The sequence below is a fragment of the Phaeodactylibacter sp. genome (genome assembly GCF_040219495.1).
Lineage (GTDB): Bacteria > Bacteroidota > Bacteroidia > Chitinophagales > Saprospiraceae > Phaeodactylibacter.
Genome location: NZ_JAVJSK010000059.1, coordinates 1 through 25,130, shown reverse-complemented (window position 1 = coordinate 25,130; position 25,130 = coordinate 1). Strand labels below are relative to the sequence as shown.

17 protein-coding genes and 1 tRNA gene are annotated in these 25,130 nt (G+C 51.8%); 6 read left to right on the top strand and 12 right to left on the bottom strand.

Going from position 1 to position 25,130, the window contains the following annotated elements:
- Positions 1 to 72: 72 nt before the first annotated feature.
- Positions 73 to 3,285, bottom strand: a complete 3,213-nt coding sequence (locus RIC19_RS08825; protein ID WP_350177940.1) for a M4 family metallopeptidase — start codon at positions 3,283 to 3,285, stop codon at positions 73 to 75.
- A gap of 183 nt (positions 3,286 to 3,468) precedes the next feature.
- Between RIC19_RS08825 and RIC19_RS08820 the strand changes: the two genes are divergently transcribed.
- On the top strand, positions 3,469 to 6,537 hold the full coding sequence (locus tag RIC19_RS08820) for a response regulator (RefSeq protein ID WP_350177939.1): 3,069 nt from the start codon (positions 3,469 to 3,471) through the stop codon (positions 6,535 to 6,537).
- A 207-nt stretch (positions 6,538 to 6,744) separates the two neighbouring features.
- Here the strand turns inward: RIC19_RS08820 and RIC19_RS08815 are convergent, their stop codons facing one another.
- The 3 genes from RIC19_RS08815 to RIC19_RS08805 all read right to left on the bottom strand — a co-directional run bounded on the left by RIC19_RS08815 (position 6,745) and on the right by RIC19_RS08805 (position 9,986).
- A complete protein-coding gene (locus RIC19_RS08815) occupies positions 6,745 to 9,312 on the bottom strand; it encodes an adenosylcobalamin-dependent ribonucleoside-diphosphate reductase (RefSeq protein ID WP_350177938.1) in 2,568 nt (855 codons plus the stop codon).
- 320 nt (positions 9,313 to 9,632) lie between these two features.
- Positions 9,633 to 9,854, bottom strand: a complete 222-nt coding sequence (locus RIC19_RS08810; RefSeq protein WP_350177937.1) for a DUF2905 domain-containing protein — start codon at positions 9,852 to 9,854, stop codon at positions 9,633 to 9,635.
- A 57-nt stretch (positions 9,855 to 9,911) separates the two neighbouring features.
- Positions 9,912 to 9,986 (bottom strand) — tRNA-Val (locus tag RIC19_RS08805).
- Positions 9,987 to 10,117: 131 nt separating this feature from the next.
- Here RIC19_RS08805 and RIC19_RS08800 point away from each other — a divergent pair.
- A complete protein-coding gene (locus RIC19_RS08800) occupies positions 10,118 to 10,666 on the top strand; it encodes an SPOR domain-containing protein (protein ID WP_350177936.1) in 549 nt (182 codons plus the stop codon).
- 71 nt (positions 10,667 to 10,737) lie between these two features.
- Here RIC19_RS08800 and RIC19_RS08795 read toward each other — a convergent pair whose 3' ends face one another.
- From RIC19_RS08795 to RIC19_RS08780, 4 genes are all read right to left on the bottom strand, one after another.
- Positions 10,738 to 11,880, bottom strand: coding sequence for a cysteine desulfurase family protein (locus RIC19_RS08795; protein WP_350177935.1), 1,143 nt, complete (start codon positions 11,878 to 11,880; stop codon positions 10,738 to 10,740).
- 4 nt (positions 11,881 to 11,884) lie between these two features.
- Positions 11,885 to 13,381, bottom strand: a complete 1,497-nt coding sequence (locus RIC19_RS08790) for an aminotransferase class V-fold PLP-dependent enzyme (protein WP_350177934.1) — start codon at positions 13,379 to 13,381, stop codon at positions 11,885 to 11,887.
- An 8-nt stretch (positions 13,382 to 13,389) separates the two neighbouring features.
- The gene (gene glmM, locus RIC19_RS08785; protein WP_350177933.1) at positions 13,390 to 14,772 is read right to left on the bottom strand and encodes a phosphoglucosamine mutase; all 1,383 of its coding nucleotides are present in this window, start codon (positions 14,770 to 14,772) and stop codon (positions 13,390 to 13,392) included.
- A 270-nt stretch (positions 14,773 to 15,042) separates the two neighbouring features.
- Positions 15,043 to 16,533 carry a glycosyltransferase family 39 protein gene (locus tag RIC19_RS08780; RefSeq protein ID WP_350177932.1) on the bottom strand — a complete coding sequence of 497 codons (1,491 nt, stop codon included), beginning with the start codon at positions 16,531 to 16,533 and terminating at the stop codon, positions 15,043 to 15,045.
- A gap of 120 nt (positions 16,534 to 16,653) precedes the next feature.
- Between RIC19_RS08780 and RIC19_RS08775 the strand changes: the two genes are divergently transcribed.
- Both RIC19_RS08775 and RIC19_RS08770 read left to right on the top strand, forming a co-directional pair.
- Positions 16,654 to 17,295 (top strand): WbqC family protein, encoded by a 642-nt coding sequence (locus tag RIC19_RS08775; protein ID WP_350177931.1) that lies wholly within the window; start codon positions 16,654 to 16,656, stop codon positions 17,293 to 17,295.
- Positions 17,292 to 19,046, top strand: coding sequence for a dynamin family protein (locus RIC19_RS08770; RefSeq protein WP_350177930.1), 1,755 nt, complete (start codon positions 17,292 to 17,294; stop codon positions 19,044 to 19,046). The genes RIC19_RS08775 and RIC19_RS08770 overlap by 4 nt, the downstream gene beginning before the upstream one ends.
- A gap of 2 nt (positions 19,047 to 19,048) precedes the next feature.
- On the opposite strand, the gene RIC19_RS08765 is transcribed toward RIC19_RS08770, so the two are convergent.
- The 3 genes from RIC19_RS08765 to RIC19_RS08755 form a co-directional block, all read right to left on the bottom strand.
- Entirely contained in the window at positions 19,049 to 19,624 is a 576-nt protein-coding gene (locus RIC19_RS08765) for a Maf family protein (protein WP_350177929.1), read from the bottom strand.
- 115 nt (positions 19,625 to 19,739) lie between these two features.
- Positions 19,740 to 20,678: a geranylgeranylglycerol-phosphate geranylgeranyltransferase gene (locus tag RIC19_RS08760; RefSeq protein ID WP_350177928.1), complete on the bottom strand. Its 939-nt coding sequence runs from the start codon at positions 20,676 to 20,678 to the stop codon at positions 19,740 to 19,742.
- A gap of 3 nt (positions 20,679 to 20,681) precedes the next feature.
- Entirely contained in the window at positions 20,682 to 21,185 is a 504-nt protein-coding gene (locus tag RIC19_RS08755; RefSeq protein WP_350177927.1) for a KdsC family phosphatase, read from the bottom strand.
- Positions 21,186 to 21,324: 139 nt separating this feature from the next.
- On the opposite strand from RIC19_RS08755, the gene RIC19_RS08750 reads away from it, so the two are divergent.
- Complete coding sequence (locus RIC19_RS08750) at positions 21,325 to 22,710, top strand: aminopeptidase P family protein (RefSeq protein WP_350177926.1); 1,386 nt, start codon at positions 21,325 to 21,327, stop codon at positions 22,708 to 22,710.
- 73 nt (positions 22,711 to 22,783) lie between these two features.
- On the opposite strand, the gene RIC19_RS08745 is transcribed toward RIC19_RS08750, so the two are convergent.
- On the bottom strand, positions 22,784 to 23,191 hold the full coding sequence (locus tag RIC19_RS08745) for a hypothetical protein (RefSeq protein WP_350177925.1): 408 nt from the start codon (positions 23,189 to 23,191) through the stop codon (positions 22,784 to 22,786).
- A gap of 152 nt (positions 23,192 to 23,343) precedes the next feature.
- On the opposite strand from RIC19_RS08745, the gene RIC19_RS08740 reads away from it, so the two are divergent.
- Positions 23,344 to 24,909, top strand: a complete 1,566-nt coding sequence (locus tag RIC19_RS08740) for a M28 family peptidase (protein WP_350177924.1) — start codon at positions 23,344 to 23,346, stop codon at positions 24,907 to 24,909.
- Positions 24,910 to 25,130: the final 221 nt, after the last annotated feature.

Here is a 25,130-nt window from a genome sequence, read left to right as displayed (position 1 = left end):
CCGGCCATTGGTTTGACCGGCGGTTTTTTTATTGTTCCTACAGGGGACTACGGGAAGCCTGCAGATGGCAGCCTACTGTAGTTTAACCCATTTCTGTACGCTACGGTACCCCTTCCCCGAGAGCACAATCTGATACACCCCCGATGGCCAGTCACGAGCATTCAGCGTCAGGCTTTGCGTACCTGCGCCAAGGTCTAATTTTTGACGGGCCACCTCCTGCCCGGCCAGCGCAATAACAGACAGGGTGACTTCCCCCGGCCAGGCGGCACTGATTTCGAGGTTCACCTGTGCTTTCCCGGGATTGGGAAACACCGTCAATTGGTGGGGCGTAATGGGTTGCTCAGGCGTATTGACCAGTGCCTCGCCAATAATAATATTGTCGAGGTGAATATTGTCCCCCCGGTTGAAAGGGTCCTGCGCCTGACTCATGCCGGTCCGGGTTTCAAAGCAAATCTCCACCTGCTGCCCGGCGTAAGAGGCCAGACTCAACTGTCGAGTCTCGAAAGGGCCCGGAATCAACTCTTCTGGCTTGAGCGTCAATGAGGCAGAATCTCCATTAACCAGTACCCTCAGCGAGGAGGCATATGGCGTACTGCCCTGAACCCCATTGCCCAGGAATACCGGCGACCAGCTCTGCTGCAAATCGAACTTCAGTAAGGGGTCTTCCACATTGCCCAGGTCAGCGCAAAAACAGACTCTTGCCCCGTAGTCAGGATTAACCGACCATACATTACTGGCTATCGGAAGAATGTAGTTGCCTTGCTGATAAGCCTCAAAACTATTGGTGCCGGTAATCAAAAGCCCAAACGCCCCGGCAGAGGCTGCACTTTCTGCAAAGCTGACCTGTACAAATGGCCCGGCATCCACAAAGAAGGAATCCTGAGAGACGGCCCCAGCCTCAAAAGTAAGCAAGCCGTATTCTGCTACAGGAATGGGGTTCGAGGCTGGCGCCTGTACCAAAGTATCGTTTTGATTGAGGAAGTCGGAAGAGTACACGACCCAGGCATCAATGGCATTTGCATTTTGGACCGGAATATCCAAGGGTGTTTCGAAGGTATAGAAGAAGCTTTCGCCCCGATAGGTCGTCACCGGCACGGTGCCTGCTTCCGCAAAAACCGTTCCGTCGTTGAGTTGATAATGCATGGTAATCGGTGTACCGGCCTCAATGGAATCGCAGCCGTTGAACTCAACCTCCACTTCCACCGTTTCCTCACCCATAAAGCAGGTGGAAACCGGGGTGCGCACCGATTGTACGCTCAAGTCTGAATTTTGAGCAATGATATTCTCTATCACTGCGGTCAGCGTGTCGTTCACAGCTATATTATCGGGGGCATAGTCCGTCCAAACTTTAACCTCATGCGTAGCAGGCGCTGCTAATGCGGATGCTGGAATACTGAATGTAAAGCTGAGGCTGTCCTGATGTACCAAAGCCTGACCAAGCGTAAGCGTATCCTGTAAAACAGGCCCGTTATTAATTTGAAAAGCCATCGGAATTGAGGTGCCTGCCTCCGCGTCTGTAAAGCAGCTCGTGTAAGCTAATGCTACCGTCAGAAAAGTGGATTCAGAAAGCCCGCAGGATAAGGAATCCAGGCCGATGAGCGACAAAGGCTGCAGGTCTGATTCTGCAAAGCGGTTGCCCACGCCCACTGCGTGCCAGGCATTCGTGACCTGTACCACCGGATCGGAACAAGGCCCGTATAAATCCTTAGCAGACTGAATTGCCCCGAGGCGGGCATCAAAGTGATTAGAGGTCTCGGTAAGGTAATAACGCAGGTTATGGAAAGCTATTAATGCTGCCGTGTCCATTCCCAACCCCATCACGCTAAAGGTATCGAGATTATCATTGACGCCGTCGCCGCCTTCCGTGAGCAGGTAGAACCAGTGGTTCTGAACGCCGCTGTTGGTATGTACGCCCCCGTTATCGCCCGAGCTGGAAAACCATTGGTCCCCCAAATAAGTATCGGGGTGCCCGTCCGCTTTGGGGTCCTGCATATTACGGAAGCCATCGCTTTGCTGATCCGCATCCTCCGCAATGGTCCAGTCTGCAAGCTCCGGTGAAGCATAAAACTCAATGACAGTACCAAAAATATCACTGTAGGACTCATTCAGTGCGCCGCTCTCGTCCTGATAGATCAGGTTGGCGTTGCTTTGGGTGATGCCGTGCATAAACTCATGCGCGACCACGTCTACAGTAGCCAGAGAAGTAAAGCTTGTGCCGTTGCCATCGCCAAAAAGTGCCCAGTCCCCATTCCAGAAAGCATTGATGACGTTTTGATCATAATGAACGTAGCTGATCAACGCCATGCTATCGCCGTCTACACCGATATAGTCAAAGTGCTCAGCGAAGTAGTCGAAGGTAGAAGCTGCGGCCCAGTGTGCATCGGTCGCCACCTCGTCCTGATTAGGATTGAAATTATCCCAGAAATTGTCGTCATCCAGAAAGTCGACGGCTTGCCCGGCATCATCCCTCCGCAGCATATTATAGGTTTCAATACCGTGCCCTCTTGTGGTTTCCACCAACCGGAACTGCCCATTATCCATGGAGTCCGTTATGATGGGCCGCTGACCGCTGTACTTGGTTTCGGCCACGCCCGGTGTATTATGAGTATGCAACAGGTTGATGCGGTTGAGCAGGGCGCCATCTTCCGCACTAATAAAGAGGAGCTCTCGTTTGAGCGGCCGCTGAGCATGTATGGTCATCCGATAAGCCAGCTTTAGGTCCCCTCTGGGCGTGGAACGCTCACCAGTCCACACCAGCTCAGGTGCGGGCTGGTAAGTTGCCTCCGAATTGCGGCGGACTCGTCTGAGCAGGCGCTCCACAGCTTCATTTTCCCAGGCGTACACCTCTGCCGGCACTGCTGCTAAAGCCAAGGCCAGGGCTTCTTCGGGCGAGCGGTTTGGATTGGCCTGAGCATCAGGTAGCTCGTCTGGCCATTTGCCATTTAGCATCGTCACGGCATCATTATCTGTGTGCACATGCAACTGACCGCCCTGAACGGGCACACCCTGATAATATAGCTGATGCAAATAATGCGCTCTACTCCCCTCTTCTTTAATCTCCACACGCTGCCATACCGCACCTTCCGGCCAGTCTTGCAGGGTATTGAAATTGCGCAGGGCTTGCTCCACACTTAGCACGACGCCAGGCCTGACCCGCAGCCAGTCCTTACGCCCCTCAACCGAGATAAAAGGTGCGTCAGACGAATAAATACCAGAAGGCTGCTCCCGGAATCCGGGGCCCAGCAATACGGAGGCGATCAACAAGAAGAAGAGTTGCTTTTTCATACTATAGTTTACATTTCCAAAATACTGCAAAACACCCTAATGTTTTAACATTGAATTCTAAAGAAAGCCAAATTTAAAAAAAATCAGACCCGATCTTTCCGGGTTCCCTTTACTCTAAAGGAAAAAAAGCCTATTTTAACGGCTGAAAGGGGGGTACCCAGCTCCTCCAAACAAATATGCACAATGAATTCTAAGAAGTACCGTCTGACCTTCTTTGTCTCTATTACGTTTATAGGGGCCATGTTCATCTTTTATTCTATTTCCCTTCAAAATGCGCTTCAGCAAAACAAGGACAGTGCGGCTATTATCAATATCGCCGGCAGGCAGCTCATGCTTTCGCAAAAAATCACCCAGCAAACACTGCGCCTTTTTTACGATGCTCCCAGAATTAACAATCGGTCGCCACAGGAACTACTGAACGAGAGCCTTTCCAAATTTAACGAATCTCATCACTTCTTATCAGAATCAGCGGATACGAGTAGCGTCGACATCCCCCTTAATGATTCTTTGACTTTTGCCATATATGCCGCCATAGAAGGGGCCCGAAACCGGCTCGTCAGTAATGCCTACTCGATTGGTTTTGAAGGAGAAAAAGAGCTGTCTCGCCTCAATATGCTATTTGAAGACCAGCGTAAGTTTTTGACCGGTATGGATCAAATTGTGAACCGATATGAGTACAACAGCAGCAATCAAAACAACCGCCTAATCGTACTCAACAGGACGTTGTTGATTATAAGCCTGTCCCTGCTCGTCTTTATTGCCATTTTCATAATATACCCGCTCCTGGGCAAGATCGAATCTTACACTAAAAAACTGCACAGCCTGAACAACCATCTTCGCACCAGTAACGACAATCTGGCAAGAGCACAGGACGAGCTGGTCTTTCAAGTCAATGCCATGGAGTCTATCACTTCGGCATTGAACATGAACGCACTCGTCTCCGAAAGTGACAAACAAGGCGTTATTATTGAGGCTAACCCGAAACTTATGGAAGTTTCCGGCTATTCTAAAACTGAATTATTGGGTCAAAATCATCGGATTCTCAGCTCTGGTCACCACGATAAAGCCTTTTGGGCAGAAATGTGGCAGACCATAAGCAAAGGGGAAATCTGGCGGGGCGTTGTAAAAAACAAAGCCAAAGACGGCTCTTTTTACTGGGTGGACTCCATTATCACCCCCGTTAAGGACAAAAACGGCCAGGTCAAAAAGTACCTTTCCATCCGTCATGAAGTTACGCAGCGCATAAAGTACGAGGAAGCGCTAAAAGCAGCCAAGGAGCGAGCCGAAGCTTCCAATGTAGCGAAGTCTTCCTTTCTGGCCAATATGAGCCATGAAATCCGGACGCCACTCAACAGTGTAATTGGTTTTACGGACTTACTACTCAAAACCCGGCTCAACGACACCCAGCAGCAGTATATGAGCCTTATCCATCAGTCGGGCAATATACTACTGGACCTGATCAATGACATCCTCGACTTTTCTAAAATTGAAGCTGGTAAACTGGAACTGTCGTCTGAGCGTACAGACCTTTGGGAGCTGGCCAGTCAGGTCGCTGATATCGTAAAATATAAAGTCAACGAAAAGGGCATCGAGCTCCTGCTCAATCTGTCCAATAACCTACCCCGCTACGCCTGGGTCGACCCGGTACGTATTCGCCAGATCCTGGTCAACCTGGTTGGGAATGCCGTTAAATTTACCGAAGAGGGCGAAATCGAAATCAGTATCTCCGCATTGCCCGGCAAAGATGAAAATGGCTATCAGAGCCTGCGTTTTATGGTGCGCGATACAGGCATCGGTATTGCCGAAGAACGCAGAGAAAAGATTTTAGAAGCCTTTACCCAAGAGGACAGCTCTACTACCCGCAAATATGGCGGCACAGGCCTCGGGCTAACCATCTCCAATAAATTACTGGAACTGATGGGCGCTAAGCTCGAGATCCAGAGCCGCCTTAACATGGGCAGCACGTTCTCCTTTGTTGCCTATTTCCAAACAGAAGAAGGAGAATACGAGCAGTGGGAAGGCCTTTCGGAAATAGAACACGTCCTTATTGTAGATGACAACCCCAACAATTTGCATATCCTGCGGGAGATGTTACACCTTCAGCACATCCATACTTCTTCGGCCTCCAATGGCATTACTGCCCTGGAAAAGCTTAAGCATGACCACTCCATAGATACTTTGATCACCGATTACCACATGCCGTATATGGATGGCGTTGAGGTCGTCCGCCGTATCCGGGAAGAGCTGGGGCTGGGCAGCGACAAGCTGAAAATCATACTGCTCCACAGCTCCTCAGATGATAAGACCATCAACCGGGCTTGTAAGAAATATAAAATCTTCCAGCAAATCAACAAGCCGATCACTATACAACGCCTGTTTGACTCCTTATCTAAAATGGTACGGGGTACAGAAGAGATGAGTACCCAAATTCCCGCCGGGCAGCCAATATCCCAAAGTAATATCAAGAACAAACCCCGCAAAATCCTAATTGTAGATGACAACAACGTGAATGTCATACTAGCCCGCGAACTCATCCACAACATCATGGATCATGCAGAAACACATATCGCAACCAATGGCAAATCTGCCGTTGATAAGTTCCACGAGGTCAATCCTGATTTGGTCCTAATGGATGTGCAAATGCCTATCATGAACGGGTACCAGGCTACCCAGGCGATCCGGGAATCAGAAAAAAATTCGCACACTCCAATTATTGCGTTAACGGCTGGCACCATCAAAGGGGAACGTGACCGGTGCCTGCAAGCGGGCATGAATGACTACCTCAGTAAGCCGATTACCGCCAACCAACTTCAAGCGATGATCGAAAAATGGTTGGACTCCAATCCGCATCAGGAGGAAGAGGAACCCGGTGCTGCCGCTTCAGTGGAGACAGTAGAAGCCACTATTCCCGTCTTCAACAAGACCAGCCTTTTAGAGCGGTTTGGTGGAAACGAAGCGATTATAGAGGACGTTATCAATGAGATTTGGTCAATTGTACGGGCCGGAGAGCTCCGTAAGGATGCAGATGCCCTCCAATCGGCCCTGGACGCAGAAGCCCCGGAGCATGAGATCAAAGCTCATGCCCACAAAATCAAAGGCACTGGCCTTACCGCCTCATTCGACCGGCTGGCAAAGTATGCTTCAGCGTTAGAAAAGATAACACCTTACAAAACGAAGATGGCTGTAAAGCTGGCTGAAAAAATCAGCATTGAGGTAGATGCCCTGGAAGCAATGGCCAGCAAACCGGCTTAGGGATTGCGCAACGATAACTTACCCATTTAGAGCGTGTTGGGATTTTACACTTCGTGGTTGCCTACAAGCCACACCTTCTGCCCCCACTGCTCAGCGCGAAAAGAATGGGCACTGCCCGCATGAAGGTCAGTGCCCAAAGAATGTATCAGCAAATTAGCCGTTTTATGTTTGGATTATCCAAGCCCTTTTGTGGTGCTCGGTTCCAAATCAGCCACACTCAGAGTACCCGCAGCTCTTGCACATCAGGCACCCTTCCTTATAAATCAACCCATCGTCATCATTGCAGCTGGGGCAGGCACTTTCAGCCGCTTTGGTACCATCCGGCACAAACTGCTTCAGGGCGCGCACCACGCCATTTTTCCAGGTATTGATGTAGTCCTCTTCGACGTTCAGCCCCTCGACCAAATCAACGACGTAGGGAATAGGCATACCGTGGCGCAATACGCCCGAGATAAGCTTCGCGTAGTTCCAGTATTCTTTGTCGAAAGATCGGGACAGCCCCTCTATAGTCACACGGTAGCCCTGTTTGTCCTCAAACTGAAGATCGTAGCGGTTCTCTCCTTCTTCATCCGAATTTTTCATCACCCAGCCTTTGGTAACGTAGCTTGGAATGATGAATATATCTTCAGACTTACCGGTGAATATCTCATAAGGGCGGTTAGCGTAAAGCCCAATGACCGCTATCCAGTCCTCTGCATTATTCTTGAAGCGGACCACCGCTGCATCGAGCACCGCCGGGCGCTTAGGCGGCATCGTTTCCTGGAATTCATTGGCGGCTCCACCTTTCTTCTCCTTATCAGAGACCAATACCCCGGACCGGGAGCCATCCCGGTAAATAGTACAGCCTTTACAGCCTTCTTTCCAGGCCGTTTCGTAGATTTTTTGCACCATTTCAACCGAAGTCTCCTCCGGCACATTGACCGTCACGCTGATTGAGTGGTCTACCCATTTCTGTATAGCCCCCTGCATTTTCACCTTTTGCACCCAGTCCACATCGTTGGCTGTGGCCAGGTGGTAGGGCGATTTTTCAATGATCGGTGTCAGCTCTTCCGAATCCATGCGGCGTACTTTTTCCACATCGTACCCATTGGCACCCAGCCAAACCAGGAATTTATGGTGGAATACATTGTACTCTTCCCAGTGGTCGCCCACTTCATCGATAAAAGTTACATTCGCTTCCTGATCGTTAGGGTTGACCTTCCGGCGGCGCTTGTAGGCAATCAAAAAGGCCGGCTCAATGCCACTTGCTGTTTGTGTCATCAGGCTCGTTGTACCGGTAGGCGCAATGGTCAGCAGGGCAATATTGCGGCGGCCATGGGCCAGCATCTCTTCATATAGTGCAGGGTCAGCCTCCCGAAGGCGGTTGATAAACGGATTGTTGGTTTCCCGCTCTGCATCGTAAACAGGGAACGCCCCCCGCTCCTTCGCCATGATTGCCGAAGAACGATAAGCATTGATCGCTAACGTCCGGTGGACTTCTACCGAGAATTGGATGCCTTTGTCACTGCCGTACCGCAGACCGAGGGACGCAAGCATATCACCTTCAGCCGTAATGCCAACACCGGTGCGGCGGCCCTGAACACAGGTTTTGCGGATTTTCTTCCACAGTTCGTACTCGGTGGCTTTGATATCATCATCCTCCGGGTCCTTTTCGATTTTCTCCAGGATATAGTCAATCTTTTCGATCTCCAGATCGATGATATCATCCATAATGCGCTGTGCCAATTGCACATGCTTGCCAAACTTCTCAAAATTAAAGCGGGCTTCAGCGGTGAAAGGGTTTTCCACATAGCTGTACAAATTGATGGCCAGCAGACGGCAGCTATCGTACGGGCATAGTGGAATCTCACCACAGGGGTTAGTCGAAATCGTCTGATAGCCTAAGTCCGAATAGCAATCCGGCACCGATTCCCGGATGATGGTATCCCAAAACAGCACACCAGGCTCAGCCGACTTCCAGGCGTTGCGGATGATTTTTTTCCAAAGCTTGGAGGCATCCGCCACTTTCTCAAAGGTAGGGTTTGCGGAGCCCACAGGGTACTGCTGCTTATAAGGTTTCCCTTCGATAGCGGCTTCCATAAAGGCGTCATCAATCCGGACGGAAACATTAGCGCCTGTTACTTTGCCCTGTTCCAGTTTCGCATCAATGAAGCCTTCTGCATCCGGATGCCGGCTTGACACGGTGAGCATCAATGCCCCCCGGCGGCCATCCTGTGCGACCTCCCGCGTAGAGTTGGAGTACCGCTCCATAAATGGCACAATACCTGTGGAAGTCAGCGCACTATTCATCACCGGAGAACCCTTGGGGCGCAGGTGAGAAAGGTCTTGCCCAACGCCGCCACGGCGCTTCATCAGTTGCACCTGCTCCTCATCTGATTTGGCGATCCCGCCGTAGGAGTCCGCACCACTGCCAATCACAAAGCAGTTGGACAGGGACGAGATTTGGAAGGGGTTGCCAATGCCTGCCATCGGACTGCCCTGAGGCACGATGTATTTGAAGTCTTTCAGTACCGCATAGATTTCATCTTCCGACAAAGGCTCCGGATAACGGGCCTCAACCCGGGCGATCTCGGCGGCGATACGGCGGTGCATGTCATCCGGGGTGCGCTCATAAATATTGCCGTATGAGTCTTTCAATGCGTATTTATTCACCCAGACGTTGGCGGCGAGGTCATCACCATTAAAGTATTCTACAGAAGCTTGAAAAACCTCTTCGTACGTATACTTTTCGGTGTAAGACTTCACCTTTGGGGTCGAAACTGCTGGCGTCTCCATTTTGATATCTGTTTGGCTGATTTTGGTAATACTATATAATCGATGCCCGGGCAAACTGATGCCCAAGAATGTATGCAATAAAAAAAACTTGAATGGTCGCCATCAAGGCGCTTAAAAGGACCAGAGACTGGCAAAACCACGGTATATCAACTGGCACTCCGGGGGTCTGCAGCCTGGGCCTTCTCTCACTTAGGGTGGTTGCTCTTGATTGAAGTTGGGAACTGTCTTTATCTACGATAAATGTAAGGGCCTTATTTTAAAAATGCATACATGGAATGGTAGTAGTTTTCCACAAAGTGTTGGTAACTAAGTCCGTGCCCTTACAAAAGCCGCTGAATCAGCCGGATGAGCAGGGACAGCAAAACACTAATGAGCAGCATCGTCGTAATCGGAAAATAGAACTTGAGATTTTCACGCTCCACGCGGATATCACCGGGCAAACGGCCCAGCCAGGTCAGTTTATCGCCAAAAAAATAAACCAACAGGCCGATGAGCACGATAAACAGGCCCAGATAAATAATAAGCTTTCCGGTTGAGGGCATAGCGACGAATGAGACAAGCAAAAAAAAGGCCCGGCGACTTACCGGACCTTCAGTTTGTGGGCATTACTGGATTCGAACCAGTGACCTCTGCCCTGTCAAGGCAGCGCTCTAAACCAACTGAGCTAAATGCCCTCTTTTACAAGCGGATGGCAAATATACACATCCTCCGCACTTTTATCCAAAGATCGCCCTAAATTTTATATGAGGAAAAATCAAAAAATCTTGTATAGATTAGTGGTTGGAATGTCTAAAAAAAATCCAATATGAAAATCAAAATCACACTTTTCGTCCTCAGCCTCGGCTTTTTGACCTTTTCCTGCAAATCTTCAGCCGAATTAGCTCAAAAATACGAGACCGCACAACAAAACCTGGACAATTGCCAGGAAAAAGCACAGCGTTACGCTGCCAAAACAGAAGAACTGGGCAGGGAATCCGAGAGTTACCGCGATAAGATGAATGAAATGCAGCAGGAGTACAGTCAGATGCGGAACAAGCTTTCAGAAACCGAAGCAGCCCTGGAATCCGTGACCCGGGAACTACAGGCCACTTCTGACAATTACGGCACTTGGTTCCGTGTGCAGATCGGTGCCTTTGAGGACCCTAAAATCGACAACGATTTAGAGACCAATGAAGAAGGAATGGGCCTCGAAAACGCAAATGACATGCAAAAGATCGTAATTGGCCGGTTCCGCGACTACCAAAAAGCCAAGCAATTGCAGACCCAAATGAAAACCCTGGGCATTCAGGATGCATGGATCGCCTCCTATGAGGATGGAGTCCGTGTACCCATTGAACAAGTGATCGGGAATTAGAACTCCTGCACGCTCAAGCCCCCCGGGGCCCAGCAACAGGCCACTTGTCAAAGCACAGGTGGCCTGTTTTTTTATCCAGCCACGCTCACAGGCAGGATTTCTTTCAACTTAGTGATCACCTGATCAACTTCAGCTTTGGTATTGAAATGAGAAAAGGAAAAACGGATCGTTGTACGTAGCGAATCACCCTGTAGCGCACTGATAACGTGAGAGCCGGCATCAGCTCCGGAACTACAGGCACTACCACCGGAAACACTGATCCCCGAAATATCCAGATTGAGCAGCAACAACTCTGCTTTGGGGGAAGCAGGGAAGCTCACACTGAGCAATTTATAATGCCCGTGCTCCGGATCTCCGTTAAACACCAGATCTTCAAAGCTGCCTTCCAGTTCCTGCCTCAGATAAGCGCGGATACCGGTAATCGTTTCCCGCCGTGCTTCCAGTTCTGTATAAGCCAGTTCCAGTGCCTTAGCCATGCCCAGGATACCGTAGATATTTTCAGTGCCCCCGCGCATATTGCGCTCTTGTGCTCCTCCGTCTATGAAAGGTTTGACCGCATTATCGCCATTGATATAAACGAACCCAACGCCCTTCGGCCCATGGAATTTATGTGCCGCTCCGGTCAGGAAAGCGACCGGCGTTTTGGAAACATCAATCGGATAGTAGCCGATGGCCTGCACCGTGTCCGAATGAAAGAGCGCCCCATATTCCTGACAAAGGCTGGCTACGGCTCCAAAGTCGATCATCGTGCCAATCTCGTTATTGGCATACATAAGGGAGACCAGCGTTTTCTCATTGCTGCCGGACAATAGCGCTTTGAGGTGGTCCATATCTACCCGTCCAGCCTCGTCTACTTTTACTTCCGCACGTTCTATGCCTTCCTGTTTTTCCAGGGCATCAATGGAGTGCAGCACGCAGTGGTGCTCCAAAGGACTGCTAATGATACGTGTAACACCAAGGTCACGGACCGCACATTTCAGGGCCATATTGTTCGACTCCGAGCCGCCTGAGGTAAAGAAGATTTCGCCAATAGAAGCACCCAGCTGCCCGGCAATAGTCCGCCTTGCCTCCTCAATCACCGACCGGGCCGTGCGGCCTTCATTGTGAATAGATGAAGGGTTGCCAAAATAGGTGCTCATGGCTTTAGTCATCACTTCAGCGACCTCAGGGAGCAAGGGAGTGGTTGCAGCGTTGTCGAAATAAATACGGCCCATTTTGTTATACCATTTTTGCACTAAACCAATCGGCTACCCTTTCGGTTTCATCGCCTGTGAAGTCTTTGTGCTGAAATTCGTTAGTGTGCGGATTGTATTCGTAGTCCTGCGCCCAGGCTTCGTGGTGGTCGTGCAAAGCTTCAATAGCATCCAGTATGGCTCCCATCTCAGCATTCGTCATCACGGGGTGTATAGACATGCGGATCCAGCCCGGCTTATGGGTGAGCACGCCCTGACTAATTTCATCAGTAATGGATTTGGAGAACTGCTGATCTACGTTGAGCAGATAGTGCCCGTAGGTGCCTGCACAGGAACATCCGCCCCGGGTTTGCACTCCGAAGCGGTCATTGAGCAGTTTCACCCCCAGGTTGTAATGCAACCCATCGATGTAAAAAGAAATCACGCCAAGGCGGTCCCGTAGATGGGGTGCGAGGATGTGCAGGTTGGGCAGCTTATCCAGCCGGGGCCACACCATATCCAATAGTTCGTGCTCCCGGGCCAGGATTTTATCCACCCCCATTTCTTCTTTGAGCATAATGCAATATGCCACCTTGATGGTCTGCAGGAAAGGCGGCGTGCCTCCATCTTCCCGGGCTTCTATGGCATCTATATATTTATGCCCGCCCCAGGGGTTGGTCCAGTCTACCGTGCCCCCTCCGGGATTATCGGGCACCCGGTTAGTGTACAATTTGGGGTCAAACACCAGAATCCCCGTGGACCCCGGCCCGCCCAGGAATTTATGTGGCGAAAAGTAAATGGCGTCCAGGTGCTGCAAAGGCTCCTCCGGCCGCATGTTGATATTGATATAGGGGGCCGAGCAGGCAAAGTCGACAAAACAGAGCCCACCATGCTCATGCATGATGCCGGCAATCTCGTGGTAAGGCGTCTTCAGCCCGGTGACATTAGAGCAGGAAGTGACGGCTGCAATTTTGGTTTCCCGACCCTTGTACTGCTCCAGCAGTGCCCGCAGGTGCCCCAGATCGACCAGCCCTTCCTCCGTCGGCCTGATCACCTCCACGTCTGCCAGGGTTTCCAGCCAGGACGTCTGATTGGAGTGGTGTTCCATATGCGTACAAAAGATGATCGGCCTCGCTTCCTCTGCCACCTCTACCCTATCACGGAATTTCTCATGGACTTTGAGCCCCAGTATACGCTGAAATTTATTGACGACACCCGTCATACCGGAGTTGGAAGAGATCAGAACATCCTTAGGGCGGGCTCCTACATGTTTTTTGATGACTTCCTTGGCTTTGTGGTACGCCATCGTCATAGAAGTGCCCGTTACCGAAGTTTCGGTATGCGTGTTGGCTACGAATGGCCCAATGTCTTGCATCAGAAGCTCTTCAATAGGCCGGTACAGGCGCCCGCTTGCGGTCCAGTCAGCGTATAAAATCCGCTGGGGGCCATTCGGGGTATCAAAGACATGGTCTTGCCCGATCACATTCCTGCGGTAGGGGGCGAAGTGGGCTTCCAGTGATGTCTTGGTTAGGGTTTCCATCATTCAAAAATTTATCCTCCAATCAATTCTAATGCTGCCGATTTCATACGGTCTGCGAAAGCTTGCGCTGCATCCGGGCTTTTGCCCTCGGCGTACACCCGGATAATGGGCTCGGTATTCGACTTGCGCAAGTGCACCCAGCCCTCTGCAAAATCGATCTTCAATCCGTCAATAGTATGGTAATCTTCAGCCTTAAATTGGTTTTCCAAGTCTTTAAGCAGCTTGTCTACATCAATCTCGGGAGTGAGCTCAATGCGGTCTTTGACCATATGGTATTCCGGGTAGCTGGCCCGCAGTGCGCTGGCTTTTTGTCCGGTCTTAGCCAGGTAGGTCAGGAATATCGCAGCGCCCGCCATAGCGTCCCGCCCGTAGTGCAGTTCTGGTACGATCACTCCTCCGTTGCCTTCGCCACCGATAACGGCGTTCTGGTTTTTCATTTCTGTGACTACGTTCACTTCGCCGACCGCGCTGGCAAAGTACTGCCCTCCGTGGCGCTCCGTGATATCTCTGAGCGCACGGGTGGAGGAAAGGTTGGACACCGTGTTCCCTGGCTTTTGCTGCAGGATGTAATCCGCAACCGCAACCAGGGTGTATTCTTCCCCAAACATACTGCCGTCTTCGCAAACAAACGCCAGCCGGTCCACATCCGGGTCTACAGCAATACCGAGGTGCGCTTTGACTTCAACCACCTCCCGGCTCAGCCCTTTGAGGTGCTTGGGCAGGGGTTCGGGGTTGTGGGCAAAACGGCCGTTTGGCTTTTTATTGAGCAGCTCCACCTCGCAGCCCAGTGCCTTGAGCAAAGGCGGCATCGCTACTGACCCGGAGCTGTTGATACAATCTACGACCACGCGGAATTTCCGGCTTTTCACCAGTTCCACATCTACATAAGGTAAGTCCAGGATCGCCTGTACATGCTTCTTGATGTAGCGGCCATCGTGCAGCACTTTACCGATTTCATTCACACCTGCGTATTCAATATCACCGCTGTCGATGATTTTCAGGAGAGCTTCGCCATCCGCTTTCGAGATAAATTCGCCTTTGCTGTTAAGGAACTTGAGGGCATTCCACTCGCGGGGGTTGTGGCTGGCGGTAATCACAATGCCCGCACCGGCATTTTCCATGGTCACTGCCATTTCCACCGTTGGTGTGGTAGACAAGCCGAGGTCCACCACATCGATGCCCATAGCGCGCAACGTGGCGCTGGCCAGTGCATTGACCACGGCCCCGGATATGCGGCCATCACGGCCGATGACTACTTTGGGGTTTGCCCCATTTTGAAGCAACCACTGACCAAAAGCAGCAGTAGATTCTACGATATCCTGAGGGGTAAGGTTTTCACCGGCTTTGCCACCGATAGTACCCCGGATTCCTGAAATTGATTTGATGAGTGCCAAGAGATAGGTGAGTTTGATTTGTGGGTAAAAATAGAAAAATTAGTGTGCAAATCGCAGCACCTTACTCAAAGTCAGGCGCTCAAAATTTGCGAATCCTGGGCTTAAAGCTTATTTTACCAATCAATATTTCAAAATCTACTAACCAAAACCAAGATACTATGGCACGTTCTAAGAGACAACAAAGAATTGCAAGTAAAGACAAACGAGAGGGCAAGCGAATTCTTAATATTTTCCTAATCTCCACATTGGTGCTATTGGCCCTGATGTACATCATTTTCCAGACCGCATAGCCCGGGCTTCACAGCGGACCCACACCGCAGGTTGCAGCGGCGCGTTCCAGCCGTTGCAAACTGTAGTGTCGGTCTGCAACGTATCCAAATTGGCAGGCAACCAGTCCTGAGGAGCCAGAATAATCGTCTCTGCTCCCTGGGCTTTGATCGCCTCCCGGACCGAGCTATCGCTGCTCAGGACTGCTGTGTTGGTATTGGTATCAAAAGCATACACTGCCGCGCTTGGGAAAGCTGCCTCTCCCCTTCCGACCAAAAACTGACCGGTCGGTTTCGGGAAAGGCCCTTTGTCCTTTACGATTTCCTGAGCCCAATTCCGTTGTGCTTCCAGCAGCGGGCTAAACTGAATCCAGAAAAAGGTGGTCAGTAATATCCCGCTCATGATGGTTCCCAGCCGTACGTAAGAAGCCCGCTGCCCGAGCAGCCCGACTACCGCAATGAAACTCCAGATCCAGTATAACCCTCCGGTAGCCAGCCCGGCCTGAAACCCCAGCCCACGGAATTGCACAAAACTACCGATCATGAAAAGAATCAGGAAACAAGCGGCAGCGACCAGGTGCAGCACCGCCCCCGCCTTCACCAGCCCACGGTAAGGATAGCCTTTGTGGAAATAATTGCGCAACTGCCGCGCGGCAATCATAGCCAGTAGCGGCTGCAGGGCCAGACTGTGGCCAAGGAGCGCAAAAATCAGCGCGCCAACGTACAGCACAGCTTGTTCATCCCGCTTGCCCAGGCGCTGCAGGTGCTCCCAAATCCCGCCCATCACCAATCCTAAAAAGGGCAGAATGCCCAAAAGATTGGCCAACCCAAAACGCCCGGTCCGAAACCCGATGTAAAAAGTATCCCCGTCTATATCCAGCACTTGCAAAGCGTAGAGCCCTCCCGCAGTCAGCAGGCCCATCGCCCAGGGATTGAGCCGGAGTAAACGGCGGCCATCGGCATGCATGAAATAAAGAAAAGCAGCTGTGCCCAGTAGGAAAATCAGGGCCTGCAAGGGTTGTACCCAAATTGCCAGAGCGAACAGGGCATAAAAACTAACCTGCCAGCTCCACTGCGGCTGCTTCAGATAGCGGATCATTGCGGCGTAAGCCAGCCACTGTAACATCATCGCCCATACATCACCGGAGGCGACTTTAGCCAGGTTGGACATCAACAGCGAGGCAGCGGCCAGAGCCAGGGTGTTCAGCACCACTTCAGTGCCAACCAGGCGACGGGCAAAAATGTAATACCCGATCAGCCCCAGTACCACTGCCAGGGCACCGGAAGCCCGCAACAAAAAGGCGTCAAGCGTGCTGCCCATCAGTACACCCGCCAGCTGCTCCTGAAAAGTAGGCCCCGCTGCATCGTGCTGCAGCTGCCAGGCCAACATCGCTTCCGCCCCGTCCCACAAGGTGGTCATACCATTGCCGACCAGCAGGTTGACAACCAGCAGCAGCAGTGCGATAGCGTAGAGGTAAGAGGTTTTGGCAGCCATGTATTCTGTGATTTTCGGGTGCAAAGAAAGCCATCATTTGCCAAACGCGGGAATAAAGATCTGGTTTAAAATTCCATACTTTGTGACCGCATACAGCTGTTCGCGTCAAAATGGAGACTTATGCCTGATCAATTCATAATTATTGAAGCACAATACCTGCCCCCTGTACAGTACTTCACCGTATTGGCACAGGCAGGTACGGTTTACCTCGAAGCGCAGGAGCACTACCAGAAGCGCAGCTACCGCAACCGGGCGCGCCTGGCCGGAGCGAATGGCCCCATGCTGTTGTCCGTGCCCCTGCAAAAAGGCAAACACCAGCAGATGCCCATTCATGAAGTAGAAATAGACTATAAAAAGCCCTGGTTTGGAGAACACTGGCACAGCATCAAATCTGCCTACGGCAAATCTCCTTTTTTCGAATTTTATGCGGAGCCCCTTGAAGCTATTCTCCGTAGCAAACCCGCCAGCCTCTTTGAATTGAACCGCGCCCTGCTGCAACAATTGCTGCAACAACTACAGCTCGATGTGCAAATCCGCGAGACCACAGCCTACGGGCGCGTCCCCGGGGATACAATCGACCTGCGCGAAGCGATTCACCCCAAACACCCCAAGCTGCATTTTGAACCCCGGCCCTACCCTCAGGTGTTTAAAGAACGGCATGGCTTTCTACCTAATTTGAGTATTTTGGACCTGCTTTTCTGCACCGGGCCTCAGGCACCGCTGCTGCTGAAGCAATTTGCAGATCAAAACCCCATCGTGTGACACCACTGATCAATAAACATTTGCAAGCGTACCGGGCACAGGTTGACGAAATCGTCAAAGACCTGCATGAGCTGGCCATACGCATAGGCAGCGAGGAGCTGACCACTACCGTCAGCGACCTGCGCAACCGCATTCACGAGCCTTTTATGTTCGTCATCGTTGGTGAAGTCAAAGCCGGTAAGAGCAGCTTCATCAATGCGCTGCTCGATACGGGCAAGGAGGTGACTAAAGTAGCGCCGCAGCCTATGACGGACACCATTCAGCAGATTCTCTACGGGGAAGAGGCCGAAGAGATACAGGTCAACCCTTACCTCAAAAAAATCCTGCTGCCCGTCGAAATCCTCAAGGAAATTGCCATCGTGGACACGCCGGGCACCAATACCATCGTTGAGCACCATCAGGAGATCACCGAGAGCTTTATCCCGGCTTCTGACCTGATTGTCTTCGTATTCGAGGCCAAGAACCCCTACCGGCAATCGGCCTGGCAATTTTTCGACTACATCCACAGCGACTGGCGCAAGAAGATCATCTTTGTGCTGCAGCAAAAAGACCTCATGCCCGCTGAGGACTTGAAAATCAACACACAGGGCGTCACCGAGTATGCCCAAAAGCAAGGCATTAAAGAGCCGGTGATCTTCAACGTCTCCGCCAAACAGGAACAGGAAGGGCAAAAATTGGAAAGTGGCTTTGCCGAAGTGCGGGCGTACATCAATCAGCACATCACCGGTGGCAAAGCGCCTATTCTCAAGCTGCACAACAACATCGACACCGCTGCCAATATCAACACCCGCATCGCCGATGGTGTCACCCTTCGGCAAAAGCAATATCAGGCTGATACCGAATTCAGAAAAGACATCAAAACTACCCTGGTCCGGCAGGAAGAAAAGAGCCTGAAACAGGTAGATGTCCTGGTGGAGAATATGACCGCCGGGTACGAGCGCATCACACGGGCCAAGGAACAGGAGCTCAGCGACGGGCTTTCTTTTTTCCCGCTGCTGCGGCGCTCCATTGCCTCAATTTTCAGCAAAAAGTCCTCCCTTAAGGAGTGGCTGGAAGACCTGGCGGGAGAGCTGGAGGCCGACCTCAACAAGGAACTCAAAGCCAAGCTCAACGACGGCGTAGTGGATCTGGCCGATAGCATTCAGCAAATGGCTAAGATGATCGACCTGAAGATCCGCAGCAGCGAGACCATCCTGCGGGACGACCACGAGATGTTCAGCGATATTGCCGAAAAGCGCAATAATGTCCTGCGCGAGCTGCAGGAGCAGTTTGCCCGCTTCGTGAGCCGTACCGAAAACTTCACTGATGAGAGCCTTTTCCCCGATAAGAGCTCCGTCTCACCGCGCCTGGCAGCCAGCAGCGGGCTGGCGGTCATCGGGATAGTACTCGCAGCGGTCACACAGGGCGCAGTATTCGATATCACCGGCGGCGTGCTGACCACCGTGGGGCTGATTTTTGCCGGCATCACGACCTCCACCAAGCGAAAGCAGGTACTGCGGGAGTTCCGCAAGGAAATTGAAAAAGGTGGAAAGCGGCTGGAGGAAGAAGTCAGCACCAACCTAAAAACCTACATCACGACCCTGCGCAGCCGGATAGATGAGAACTTTGTCAAATTCGACCTGCTGCTGGAACAGGAAGGCGAACAGATTGAAAAACTGACCACCCGCAGTGCTGATATTACCGCAAGACTGGCGGTCCTGCAAACTTCCGTAGAGGAAGCCACCGCCCCACCGGCCACTGAAGAGGAATAGGATTATAAGAAGTGCTCCAGCTCCTGGTATACCAGGTCTACCGGCAGCCCCATAATATTGGCATAAGTCCCCTCGATCTTATTGATCTTGCAAAGGCCAATCCATTCCTGTATGGCGTAGGCGCCGGCTTTGTCATAGGGCTCGTAACGGTCAATGTAGTAATCGATCTCCTCATCAGAGAGTTTGTCGAAATGGACGCGGGAAAAACCGGAAAAAACGCGCTCTTTTTTGGTATTAGCCAGGCAAACACCTGTGATGACCGTGTGTTCCCGGCCAGACAACTCCCGGAGTATGCGCTGCGCATCGGTACGGTCTTTGGGTTTTTCATAAATCACCCCATCCAGAATGACAACGGAGTCCGCGCCCAGGAGCACGCCCTCTCCTTCCAGGGTATGCATAGACGCCCGGACCTTTTTCTGAGCCAGGAAAGGGGCCACTTCTTCCACCGGCATCTCTTCCGGATAGTCCTCAGGCACATCCTGTGGTTTGATTACAAAATGAAAGCCTGCCTGCTCCAGCAACTGCCGGCGGCGGGGAGATTTGGACACCAGAATGATCGGTAGTTCTAATATTTTCATAGGACAAATCGGGTTTTAGAGCGTGTTGGGACTTTTGTCTTCTAGTGGAAAACTAACATTTTTTTGGTTAGACGAGGTACGAAAACCGAAGTTTAGCCTTAGCCAAATAGCGCTCTTAATTAAATGCAAAAAAAAGTAACAGGATAACCCCGCTGAGCATGATCAGCTTAGTCAGGGTACTCAGGCGGTGGTAATCCACAGGCTGTTTAGCCCGGAACAACAAAAAGAGGCTCAGTCCCAGTGGGCCAATCAATGCAACCGTAACGTATAGATGGCTCATGAGTGAAAAAAATGCCTGCTGATAGGCCGCCATAGTCACAATCAGGACCAGGAGCCCGGTACCGGTAGCTGCTGCCAGCCCTTTTGCTGTACCCATTCCCCAGACGATGGGCACGGTACGGCAACCCGCACTTTTATCGCCTTCCATGTCTTCCATATCCTTGATCAGCTCCCGGTAGAGCGTGGAGCCAAAGGCAAAAAGCAGATACCAGACAATAATCTTAGCAATACCGGCAGCCTGAGCAGGGTCGGTCTCTGCCAGGAGGGTAAACCCCTCGCGCTCGGCAAACCAGACCACCCCGGGCACCCCCGCACAAAACAGGGAGATGAGCAAATTGCCTGACAGGGGCAACTGCTTCAGCCGGAAAGAATACCAAAACAGTAGCCCTACCGCTGCCGGGTAAAGGGCAAGGAGTGGTGGGTTTTGTACACTCAGCGCAAGGTAGAAAGCCAGGAAGAAGCCCAGCAAAATGGTGGAAAAGTAAATCCAGTAGGCGGTCTGCTTACGGATATACCGCCCCAGGACTACCCTTTCGGGCCGGTTTTGAAGGTCTATACGAAAATCAATGATGTCATTGATGACATAACCTGCTGCGGTAATCAATATGGCATCCAGAACAAACAACCAGAACGTTTGCGGCGGCAGGGCCATAGGTATCCCGTATTGACGAAATGCCGGCAGGAGAAGCGCCCCGTAGATCAAATACTGCGTCAGCCCAACGATGAGCAGGTTCGGCAGCCGGATGAGACGGAAAAAGGCGTAAATAACATTCATCACCTAGGATTCTGGCCACTCTCCGTTCAGACGCAATACTTTCTCGATAACATCCCGGGCACACCCGGCACCACCTTTGAGGGGAGAAATATAAGTGGCAACCTCAAAAAGCGCTGGCTCGGCGTCTGTTGGGCAGGTAGGCACCCACACCCGCCGCATCACGGGCAGGTCCGGCAGGTCATCGCCCATGTACAGGATTTTGCGCTCGTCCAGATCGTATTTAAGGATATAGTCCTCATAGGCCGAAAGCTTGTCGCTGATGCCGGTGTAGATGTCTTTGATCCCAAGCCCTTCCAGCCGAAGTCGGACGCCCTCGGAGCGCCCCCCGGTAATCACCGCAACGTTGTAGCCCTGCCGCACGGCTGTTTTCAGGGCAAACCCATCACGTATGCTCATACTGCGCAGCAATTGACCTTCCTCCGTGACCAGGACCTGACTGTTGGTCAGCACACCGTCCACATCAAAAATGAAGGTTTCGATCCCTTTGAATTGTTCCAGTTGATTCATTAGTGGTTTTTCGTTCCTGAATATTACAAATGTACACGAATAGGGCAAGTAAATGAAGAGGATTCAATATATTCCCTGCCTTTCTATTTTGTCATTACCGCAGGCTGCCGGATGTAGCCCTGCGCCAAAACATAAACTTATGTTCAAAGCCAAAATCTACCAGGAACGCCGCAAACAATTGCAGGAAGCTATGCCCGGCGGGCTGTTGCTCTTCCCCGGCAATAACGAAAGCCCAATGAACTGCGCCGACAACGTTTACCCTTTCAGGCAAGACAGCAGTTTTCTTTATTACTTTGGGATCAATCAGCCTGGCCTGACGGGTATTTTGGATGCCGACTCCGGAAAAGCCCTGCTCTTCGCGCCGGAGATGACCGTGGAGCATGTCGTTTGGATGGGCCCACAGCCGGGATTGAAAGACCTGCAGGCCTTATCGGGCACAGATCAGGCGCTGCCTGTGGCAGAAGTTGAGGGTTTCCTAAAAAAAGCAATGTCAGATGGCCGTGATATCCATTTCCTCCCCCCCTACCGCGCGGCGCGCAGCCTGCAACTAAGCGAGTGGCTCGGCGCAGCGGTTGGTGATCTGCAGCCTTCTGAGGCGCTCATTAAGGCAGTAGTCGCCCAGCGTTCCCTAAAAACACCGGAAGAAATTGCCGAAATCGAAGCCGCCCTGGCCATCACCCGGCAGATGCATATTCAGGCTACGCAGACGGCCCGCCCGGGCATGAAAGAAGCCCAACTGGCCGGCCTGGTGGAAGGGATCGCCCTGGCGACCGAGAGCACACTCGCCTACCCCGCCATCCTCACCATCAATGGGCAGACCCTCCACAACCACCACCATGGGAACACTCTGAAGGAAGGCGACCTGGTGCTTTGTGATTTTGGGTCAGCAGCACCGCGCACGGACTACGCCAGCGATATTACCAGAACCTTCCCGGTCAGCAAAACCTTTACGGAGCGGCAAAAAGCCATTTACCAAATTGTGCTCGACGCAGAAGAACAGTCCATTCAGGCCATTAAGCCCGGCGTACCCTACAAGGACATCCACCTGCTGGCTGCTAAAATCATCACCACCGGGCTCCGGGAGTTGGGCCTAATGAAAGGGGATGCCGATGCTGCCGTTGAGGCAGGTGCCCATGCCCTGTTCTTTCCCCACGGCCTGGGGCACATGATGGGCCTTGATGTACACGATATGGAAGACCTGGGTGAAGATCATGTGGGTTATACCGATGAGTTGAAGCGAAGCCCGCAGTTTGGCTTGAAATCACTGCGCCTGGCGCGCCCGCTGGAGGCAGGGTTTGTACTTACAGTAGAACCTGGTATTTACTTCATACCGGAGCTCATCGCGCAGTGGAAAAAGGAAGGGAAGCACGCTGAATTCATTGACTACGACAAAGTGGAAACCTACCTCGATTTCGGCGGTATCCGGATTGAGGACAACATTCTGGTCACTGAAGCGGGCTACCGGGTCCTAGGACCGGCTATTCCAAAGACGGTTGAAGAGATTGAGGCGCTGCGGAAATTCTAGAGCGTGCCTGGCAAATCAGTTTGGCAGGCAGGTTGTCTAAGAGCTTGTTGGGATTTCACCCTTTGGGCTGCTCTTAATCCTTTTTGAACAGGCGCTCAAAAAAGGATTCGTGCTCACCCGACGCCTGGTCCTGCGCCTTTTCAGCCTTATCGGACTTTTTCATCGCCCGCTTTTCGGCCCGGGTGGCGCGGCGCTCTGCCTGAATCGCTTCTTTGCGCAGACGGGCAGCGCGCTCTCTGGCAGCGGCGGCTTTCCGTTCCTTTTTGGAAGCGCGGTAGTCATCCCTGGCCTCCCTATGGTCGGCTTTGAGGTCCTGCTGCTTTGCTTTATTCCCAAAAAGGCGTTCCTTCAGGCTGGCCGGTTGGGCTTCGGCAGGCTGCTGTTCGGTCGTGTCCTTTTTCCGGTTAAAGAGCTGAGCATTGGCGTTGGGCAGGGCCAGGAGAAATACGAAAATGGTCAGCACAAAAATGGGATAGCGCATGGTGTGTGTGTTTTTATTTCCCTCCTAAACGCCTGGCCTATAGCATATCTTGCCTTTTGCAGTTAAAAATATGGATGAGTTGTTTTTTGTGCTCTAACCATAGCTATAAAACTGTAATTTCATCATCAGAAAACCAAATTCATTATCCAGCTATGCTAAAAAACATCTTTTTCCCCACCCTTTGGCTCCTATTGCCAGGCCTATCGGCCTTCACTCAAAATCAACCTCCACTGGTTACCATTCAATCGGTAGAAGTGGATCAGGCCGCGCAGTCTGTTACGGTAACGTATGACCTGGAAGACCCGGAAGAAACCGAGCTCGAGGTCTTCCTGAGGGCCGCCCCTACCGGAAGCCCGAATTTCAACATCAGTGCAGAGAACGTAAGTGGAGCTATTGGCTTCCCGGTCTCACCGGGCACGGGCTTGCAAATCACCTGGAATTACGCTGGTGAGATCGGCAGCGACGACAGTTATGATTTCAAGGTCATTGCGGATGACCGCTACGCTATCCCCATCGAAGAGCTCGTTGCGCAGGTCGACAGCCAAATGCTGCGGGCCCGTATGGAGCACATCACCGGCGTTCGCCATTACATCGCCAATTCGGGGAACCTCAACCGCTGCCGGGATACGCTGGAGCAAGCTTTTTTAGAGTACGGGCTGGAAGCTTACCGGCAAAACTTCCCCAATATAGGCACCACCGCTCATAACATTATCGGTGACCATTGGGGGAAAACCAACAGCAACAACGTCATCATCATAGACGGGCACTACGATACCGTGAGCGACTCCCCCGGTGCAGACGACAACGCCTCCGCAATAGTTGGCGTTTTGGAAGCCGCCCGTATCCTTTCTGCTTACCACTTCCGTAAAAGCCTGCGGTTTATTGGCTTTGACTTTGAAGAAACCGGCCTGGATGGCAGTATCTACTACGTGGACCACCTGTCCAATACCGAAACTATAGAAGGAGTCCTCAATCTGGAAATGATCGGTTATTACAGTGATGCCCCCAACAGTCAGACCTTTCCACAGGGGTTTGAGCTCCTTTTTCCTGAAGCTAACGCAGAACTGGAAGCAGAGGACGGCCGGGGCAATTTCCTTATTAACGTCGGGGCGGGTTTCGGGGCCGACCTTTACCAGGCTTTCAATGAAGCTGCGGCCACCTATGTCCCTGAACTGCGCGTAATCGGGCTCGAAATTGCGAACCCGCTCCTGGCGCCGGTTTTACTGCGCAGCGATCATGCGCCCTTCTGGAATGCCGAGATTCCAGCTCTTATGCTGACGGATGGCGCTGAATTCCGCAACCCCAATTACCACGAGCCATCAGATACGATTGGCACGCTCAATTTCACTTTCATAGCCAATAACGTGAAAGCCGCGATAGCAACGGCCGCCACTATGGCACAGCCTATGCATAGCGGAGAAGCCGTCGCCAGCAACCTTGTCATTACCGATGCATCGCATCATCACGAATTGCCCTGCAGCTATTTCCTTTCCCCCAATCCGGCACAAGAGGTCTTTACCATCCGCTTTGGGGACTGCCAGCCTATGCAATTGCAAATCCGGCTCTTTGATGTGAAAGGGCAACAAATCTGGCAGGGGCAGCACGACAGTACTGCGGGCAGCCTGCAGGTACCGGTGGCCCACTGTGTCCCCGGCGTCTACTGGCTGCAGCTCAGTGATGGGCATGCCTTCAGTTCGCAGCGGGTACTAATCCACTAATGGGTTGTTCCTGAAGGAACTGAGCGGTAAACATTCAGCAAACCCAGGGCTTTCAAGCGTTAAGAGCGTGTTGGGACTTAAGTAATCGGCCTGCAAACTACACTTTTTTGCTTATACTTCGCCCCGAAAATCCTTCCCGGAAACTGCGGGACACGCTATCTAACTCAGGCTAAACTCCAGTTTTCGCACCTAGTATAACCAAAAAATTGTTAGTTCTCGAC

What these genes read in the sequence shown, in the direction of transcription:
- RIC19_RS08825 (WP_350177940.1), bottom strand. Translation starts at nt 3,285, where the DNA reads ATGAAAAAGCAACTCTTCTTCTTGTTGATCGCCTCCGTATTGCTGGGC.
- RIC19_RS08820 (WP_350177939.1), top strand. Translation starts at nt 3,469, where the DNA reads ATGAATTCTAAGAAGTACCGTCTGACCTTCTTTGTCTCTATTACGTTT.
- RIC19_RS08815 (WP_350177938.1), bottom strand. Translation starts at nt 9,312, where the DNA reads ATGGAGACGCCAGCAGTTTCGACCCCAAAGGTGAAGTCTTACACCGAA.
- RIC19_RS08810 (WP_350177937.1), bottom strand. Translation starts at nt 9,854, where the DNA reads ATGCCCTCAACCGGAAAGCTTATTATTTATCTGGGCCTGTTTATCGTG.
- RIC19_RS08800 (WP_350177936.1), top strand. Translation starts at nt 10,118, where the DNA reads ATGAAAATCAAAATCACACTTTTCGTCCTCAGCCTCGGCTTTTTGACC.
- RIC19_RS08795 (WP_350177935.1), bottom strand. Translation starts at nt 11,880, where the DNA reads ATGGGCCGTATTTATTTCGACAACGCTGCAACCACTCCCTTGCTCCCT.
- RIC19_RS08790 (WP_350177934.1), bottom strand. Translation starts at nt 13,381, where the DNA reads ATGATGGAAACCCTAACCAAGACATCACTGGAAGCCCACTTCGCCCCC.
- RIC19_RS08780 (WP_350177932.1), bottom strand. Translation starts at nt 16,533, where the DNA reads ATGGCTGCCAAAACCTCTTACCTCTACGCTATCGCACTGCTGCTGCTG.
- RIC19_RS08775 (WP_350177931.1), top strand. Translation starts at nt 16,654, where the DNA reads ATGCCTGATCAATTCATAATTATTGAAGCACAATACCTGCCCCCTGTA.
- RIC19_RS08765 (WP_350177929.1), bottom strand. Translation starts at nt 19,624, where the DNA reads ATGAAAATATTAGAACTACCGATCATTCTGGTGTCCAAATCTCCCCGC.
- RIC19_RS08760 (WP_350177928.1), bottom strand. Translation starts at nt 20,678, where the DNA reads ATGAATGTTATTTACGCCTTTTTCCGTCTCATCCGGCTGCCGAACCTG.
- RIC19_RS08755 (WP_350177927.1), bottom strand. Translation starts at nt 21,185, where the DNA reads ATGAATCAACTGGAACAATTCAAAGGGATCGAAACCTTCATTTTTGAT.
- RIC19_RS08750 (WP_350177926.1), top strand. Translation starts at nt 21,325, where the DNA reads ATGTTCAAAGCCAAAATCTACCAGGAACGCCGCAAACAATTGCAGGAA.
- RIC19_RS08745 (WP_350177925.1), bottom strand. Translation starts at nt 23,191, where the DNA reads ATGCGCTATCCCATTTTTGTGCTGACCATTTTCGTATTTCTCCTGGCC.
- RIC19_RS08740 (WP_350177924.1), top strand. Translation starts at nt 23,344, where the DNA reads ATGCTAAAAAACATCTTTTTCCCCACCCTTTGGCTCCTATTGCCAGGC.